General features: G+C 71.4%; 5 protein-coding genes. 4 read left to right on the forward strand and 1 reads right to left on the reverse strand.

The features are described 5' to 3' along the window. Positions 1 to 460 precede the first annotated feature (460 nt). Positions 461 to 1,114, reverse strand: coding sequence for an ACT domain-containing protein (locus ABFX51_RS36620; protein ID WP_091515474.1), 654 nt, complete (start codon positions 1,112 to 1,114; stop codon positions 461 to 463). Between the two features lie 510 nt (positions 1,115 to 1,624). Here ABFX51_RS36620 and gatC point away from each other — a divergent pair. The 4 genes from gatC to ABFX51_RS36640 all read left to right on the forward strand — a co-directional run bounded on the left by gatC (position 1,625) and on the right by ABFX51_RS36640 (position 5,482). Continuing rightward, complete coding sequence (gatC, locus tag ABFX51_RS36625; protein ID WP_091515477.1) at positions 1,625 to 1,924, forward strand: Asp-tRNA(Asn)/Glu-tRNA(Gln) amidotransferase subunit GatC; 300 nt, start codon at positions 1,625 to 1,627, stop codon at positions 1,922 to 1,924. Continuing rightward, positions 1,921 to 3,414 (forward strand): Asp-tRNA(Asn)/Glu-tRNA(Gln) amidotransferase subunit GatA, encoded by a 1,494-nt coding sequence (gene gatA / locus ABFX51_RS36630; protein ID WP_346056531.1) that lies wholly within the window; start codon positions 1,921 to 1,923, stop codon positions 3,412 to 3,414. Before gatC ends, gatA begins: the two co-directional genes overlap by 4 nt. Further along, a complete protein-coding gene (gene gatB / locus ABFX51_RS36635; protein ID WP_346056532.1) occupies positions 3,411 to 4,916 on the forward strand; it encodes an Asp-tRNA(Asn)/Glu-tRNA(Gln) amidotransferase subunit GatB in 1,506 nt (501 codons plus the stop codon). Before gatA ends, gatB begins: the two co-directional genes overlap by 4 nt. A gap of 89 nt (positions 4,917 to 5,005) precedes the next feature. Then, positions 5,006 to 5,482, forward strand: a complete 477-nt coding sequence (locus ABFX51_RS36640; protein ID WP_346056533.1) for a hypothetical protein — start codon at positions 5,006 to 5,008, stop codon at positions 5,480 to 5,482. The last annotated feature ends 518 nt before the right edge of the window (positions 5,483 to 6,000 follow it).

Genomic DNA, 6,000 nt, shown 5'->3' on the forward strand with positions numbered 1-6,000 from the left:
CCCGCCCTCGCCACGGCGGCATCCTTTTGGCCGTCGCACCTGTCCCGCGGGAGGCTTTTGGCTTCGCGCGTACTCGGTCGATCTCTGATCCCTCCGGCGGAGGGTGTTGCGGTCGAGGACGGGTTTCGCTGTGGTGCCTTGCGCCGGGCGGGTCAGTTCGCCCGCACGGCCCGCGCTCGCCACGGCGGCATCCTTTTGGCCGTCGCACCTGTCCCGCGGGAGGCTTTTGGCTTCGTGCGTACTCGGTTGATCTCTGATCCCTCTAGCGGAGGGGTTGCGGTCGAGGATGGGGTTCGCCGTGGTGCTTGCGTCGGGCAGGTCAGTTCGCCCGCCCCCGCCACCGCCGCATCCCTTGCCCGCCGCACCCGTCCCGCGAGCGCCCGCGCCGACCGCCTCACCCCGAGAAGACTTGGCGCCATGTCGCCAGCCCCGCGTTCCTGCCAAGCCCGAGCGGCGGGACTCAGCCCTCGAGGACGACCGCGACGATGCCCGCGAAGTGCGCCAGCCGCGCGACCTCCGCGGCGCGGAACATGGGCCCGCCCGGCCGTCCGACCAGCAGCGCCTTGCCCGGTTTGCCGAGCGGCGTCGCGGCCAGTTCCGTGCCCAGCTCCTGCCAGGTCTCCGGCACCCAGTCGTCCTCGCCGTCGAGGACCGTCGCGCGCTCCAGCGGCAGCCACGGCAGGTGCGTGATCGGCACCTCCGGCGCGGCGCTGGACGACGCGAGCCGCTGCACGCCCTCCTCCGAACCGGTCACCACGATCGACCAGCCGGCGCGGATGATCCGCGGCACGCCCTCGACCAGGGTTTCCAAGCCCTTCGCGGGCTGCGCGGCGATCTCCTCCACCAGTTCCAGCTCGCGGTGGGTGTCGAGCACGCCCGCGTAGGGGCGCACCGCGTCCACCTCGACGCCGGGGATGCTCTCGGCCGCGGTGATCAGCGCGTCCGGCAGGCGGCCCGACGGCAGCTCGATCACCAGGTCGTCGATGGCGACGCCACCGGTGCGCTCGACCACGTCCACGCTGAGGATGTCCGCCCCGATGGTGCCCAGCGCGGTGGCGACCGCCCCGAGGGTCCCCGGCGAGTCCGGGAGCTGAACCCGGATCAGGAAGGACAACGCGAACCCCTCTCGGGACTGGCGCCCCCGCCTTGCCCGGAAGCGCACACCGGCCGCTGATTGTGACAGACCCATCCTCCTCCCGGGAGTTGTCGTCCGCGTTCCGAGACCGTTCCGCGCGCAAGCTGGCATAACCAGGACTGAGCAGTTGTGTTGCTCGACCGACCCGCACGCTGGGGGAACGGTGAAACGAGCAGTGGCACACCTACCGGCCCGAGGACGGGCTTGACCAGGTGTGATCTTGCGCAACAGGAGCACGGCAACTGTTGCGCAACACTGAAGCACGCGCAATTGCGCTGCACCTGCAACCGAACAAGTGCGGCGCAACTGCGCGTGCCGCCAGTTGCGTACCGACTCGGTCGAACACCGCTCACCTGCGCGGTTTCGTCACGGTACGACGCAACAGGTGGCGCAAGTGCTGTTGCGCCCCGGCGCAACCGGTCCAGCCGCTCGCCATAGACTTGCGGTGCCGAAAACCCCAACGATCCGCACACCCCGGGAGTAACCCGCGTGCCCAACATTTCCCGTGCCGAGGTCGCGCATCTCGCCAAACTCGCCAGGCTGGCGGTCACCGAGGAAGAGCTCGACGTCTTCGCAGGTCAGCTCGACCAGATCCTGGACTCGGTGGCCAAGGTGCAGGAGGTCGCCGACGGCGACATCCCGCCCACGTCGCACGCCGTGCCGCTGACCAACGTCTTCCGCGACGACGTCGTGCGCCCGGGGCTGACGCAGCAGCAGGCGCTGCAGGGCGCGCCGGCCGCCGAAGAGGGACGCTTCCGGGTACCGAGGATCCTCGGGGAGGAACAGTGACCGACCTAACACGCCTCACCGCCGCTGAGCTGGCCGAAAAGCTCGCCGCCCGCGAGGTCTCGGCCGTCGAGGTGACGCAGGCCCACCTGGACCGCATCGCCGCCGTGGACGACTTCGTGCACGCGTTCCTGCACGTCGACGCCGAGGGTGCGCTCGCGGCCGCGAAGGCCGTCGACGAGGCGCCCGAGCGCGCGTCCGCGCTCGCCGGGGTGCCGCTCGCGCTCAAGGACGTGCTCACCACCAAGGACATGCCCACCACGGTCGGTTCGAAGACCCTGGAGGGCTGGCTCCCGCCGTACGACGCGACGGTCACGCGCCGCCTGCGCGAGGCGGGCTTGCCGATCCTCGGCAAGACGAACATGGACGAGTTCGCGATGGGCTCCTCCACGGAGAACTCCGCGTACGGCCCCACCCACAACCCGTGGGACCACGCCCGCATCCCCGGCGGTTCGGGCGGTGGCTCGGCCGCGTCGCTGGCCGCGTTCGAGGCGCCGCTCGCGATCGGCACCGACACCGGTGGTTCGATCCGGCAGCCCGGCGCCGTCACCGGCACCGTCGGCGTGAAGCCCACGTACGGCGGCGTTTCCCGGTACGGGCTCGTGGCGTTCTCATCCTCCCTCGACCAGGCGGGCCCGTGCGCGCGCACGGTGCTGGACGCCGCGCTGCTGCACGAGGTCATCGCCGGGCACGACCCGCTCGACTCGACGTCGATCGACGCGCCCGTGCCGCCGGTCGTGGCCGCCGCGCGCGAAGGCCTGCGCGGTGACCTCAAGGGCGTCAAGGTCGGTGTCGTCAAGGAGTTCAGCGGCGAGGGCTACCAGGCCGGCGTGCAGCGCTCCTTCGAGGCGGCCGTCGACCAGCTGCGCGCGCTGGGCGCCGAGGTCGTCGAGGTGTCCTGCCCGCACTTCACCTACGCGTTGCCCGCGTACTACCTGATCGCGCCCAGCGAGTGCTCCTCGAACCTCGCCCGGTTCGACGCCATGCGCTACGGCCTGCGCGTCGCCGACGACGGCGAGCACAGCGCCGAGGAGGTCATGTCGCTGACCCGCGAGGCCGGGTTCGGCCCGGAGGTCAAGCGGCGCATCATGCTCGGCACGTACGCGCTGTCCTCGGGCTACTACGACGCCTACTACGGCTCGGCCCAGAAGGTGCGCACGCTCATCACGCGTGACTTCGACGCCGCGTTCGAGAAGGTCGACGTGCTGGTTTCGCCGACCACGCCGACCACGGCGTTCAAGCTCGGCGAGCGCGTGGACGACCCGATGGCGATGTACCTCGCCGACCTGTGCACGATCCCGGCCAACCTGGCGGGCAACGCGGCGATGAGCGTCCCCAGTGGACTGTCCGATGAGGATGGTCTGCCGGTGGGGCTGCAGATCATGGCGCCCGCGCTGGCCGACGACCGGCTCTACCGCGTCGGCGCGGCCTACGAGGTCGCGCGCGGCGATTTCCTCGACCGGCTTCCGGAGCTGAAGGGGGTGTCGGCGTGACCGCTGTCGCCGATCTGATGGACTACGCCGAGGTCGTGGAGCGCTACGACCCGGTGCTGGGGCTCGAGGTGCACGTCGAGCTCAACACGAACACGAAGATGTTCTGCGGCTGCGCCAACGAGTTCGGCGGCGAGCCGAACACGCACGTCTGCCCGACGTGCCTCGGCCTGCCCGGCGCGCTGCCCGTGCTCAACGGCAAGGGCGTCGAGTCGGCGATCCGCATCGGGCTCGCGCTGAACTGCGAGATCGCGGAGTGGTGCCGGTTCGCCCGGAAGAACTACTTCTACCCGGACATGCCGAAGAACTTCCAGACCTCGCAGTACGACGAGCCGATCGCCTTCAACGGCTACCTCGACGTGACGCTGGACGACGGCGAGGTCGTGCGCGTGGAGATCGAGCGCGCGCACATGGAGGAGGACACCGGCAAGTCGCTGCACGTAGGAGGCCGCACAGGCCGGATTCACGGCGCGGACTACTCGCTCCTCGACTACAACCGCGCGGGCGTGCCGCTGATCGAGATCGTCACGAAGCCGATCACCGGTGCGGGCGAGCGGGCGCCGGAGGTGGCGCGCGCGTACGTGAGCACGCTGCGGGACCTGCTGCGGGCGCTGGACGTGTCCGACGTGCGGATGGACCAGGGCTCGCTGCGGTGCGACGCGAACGTGTCGCTGATGCCGAAGGGTGCCACGGAGTTCGGCACGCGGACCGAGACCAAGAACGTCAACTCGCTGCGCAGCGTCGAGCGGGCCGTGCGGTACGAGATGACGCGCCAGGCCGCGGTGCTCGCGAGCGGCGGCACGGTCACGCAGGAGACGCGGCACTTCCAGGAGGCCGACGGCACCACGTCCGCCGGGCGCACCAAGGAGACCGCGGAGGACTACCGGTACTTCCCGGAGCCCGACCTGGTGCCGATCGCGCCGTCGCGCGAGTGGGTCGAACAGCTGCGCAAGACGCTGCCCGAGAAGCCCGCGGACCGGCGCAAGCGCGTCCAGACCGAGTGGGACCTGACGCCGGAAGAGCTGCGGGACCTGTTCAACTCGGGTGCGGTCGACCTGGTCGAGGCCACCGTCGCGGCCGGCGCGAAGCCGGACGACGCGCGTGGCTGGTGGGTCAACTTCCTGGCGCAGGAGGCGAACGCGCGCGAGGTCGAGCTGGCGGAGCTGGCGATCACCCCGGCGCAGGTGGCGCGCGTGACGGAGCTGGTGTCGTCGGGCGAGCTGACCAACAAGCTGGCGCGTGAGGTCGTCAAGGGCGTGCTGGCGGGCGAGGGCGAGCCGGACGAGGTCGTGGAGAAGCGCGGCCTGAAGGTCGTCTCGGACGACTCGGCCCTGCTCGCGGCGGTCGACGAGGCGCTGGCGGCGCAACCGGACATCGCGGACAAGATCCGCGGCGGCAAGGTCCAGGCCGCGGGCGCGATCGTCGGTGCGGTCATGAAGGCGACCAAGGGCCAGGCCGACGCGAAACGCGTGCGGGAACTGATCATCGAGCGGGTCGGCGCCTGACGGTGGCTCGAGGCTCGAAGCCCGGCGGGGCGTCGCGCGGCGCGGTCGGCCGCGCCGGCGGGGCCGCGCCGGGCTTTTCCCTTTCGCGTGTGTCGTGGCGGGAGTGGGTCGCGCTCGCGGCCGGGCTCGTCGCCGTGGGGTCGCTGTTCCTGCCGTGGACGAACCTGTCCGCGACCCAGCAGGACGTCGAAGAGGCGCTCAACGAACTGCCGTCGAGCGAAGTGGCGCGCAATGCCTTCACCACGGGGTTCCTGGCGTGGGCCGGGCCGCTGGTGCTGGTGCTGGCCGGTGTGGCCGTCGTACTGCTCGGGCAGCGGCCGAAGGTCCGCAGCAGCGGGTTGCCGCACCTGTGGCTGATCGCGGCGGTCGTGGCGCTGGCGTTGATGGTGCTCGCGTGGCTGGGCATCGGCTGGCAGTTCGACGAGGACGCGCGGGAGCTGCTGAAGGCCGGCGGGGTCGGGTTCTACGCCGGGGCCGGGCGGTATCTCGGGATGGCCGCGGGAGTGGCGTCGCTCGTGGCGGCGGTTTGGGATGTGCGCGCGCTGCGGCGGGGTGGGGCGCGGTGACGTTTGTTGTCGCTGGGGCTGGGCGTTCGAAGCTCTGACGCTGCCGGGACATTATCGCTGGGCGCTTTGCGTGGCGGAGGCCTGCGGGGTGCTGGGTGTTTCGGTGGCGGGGGCCTGCGGGGTGCTGGGTGCTTTGGTGGCGGGGGCCTGCGGGGTGCTGGGTGCTTTGGTGGCGGGGGCCTGCGGGGTGCTGGGTGCTTTGGTGGCGGGGGCCTGCGGGGTGCTGGGTGTTTCGGTGGCGGGGGCCCGCGGGGAGCTGGGTGTTTCGGTGGCGGGGGCCCGCGGGGAGCTTCGGATGCGGGTCTGCGGGGAGCTTTGGGTGGCGGGGTCTGCGGGGAGTGGGCGCTTGGGGTTCCGGGGGCCTGTGGGGAGCTTTGGATGCGGGCTGCGGCGGGCGCTTCGGGTAGCGGGGTCCACCGGGCGTTGGGCGCCCTGCTCCGGGGCCCACCCCCGCCCCGATCCTTGATCGTTTAACGGTTGGCTCACCGCGTCAAGGGCGCCTCAGTGTGAGGGTGTGG

The sequence above is a fragment of the Amycolatopsis dongchuanensis genome (assembly GCF_039542405.1).
GTDB classification, from domain to species: Bacteria; Actinomycetota; Actinomycetes; order Mycobacteriales; family Pseudonocardiaceae; genus Amycolatopsis_E; species Amycolatopsis_E sacchari.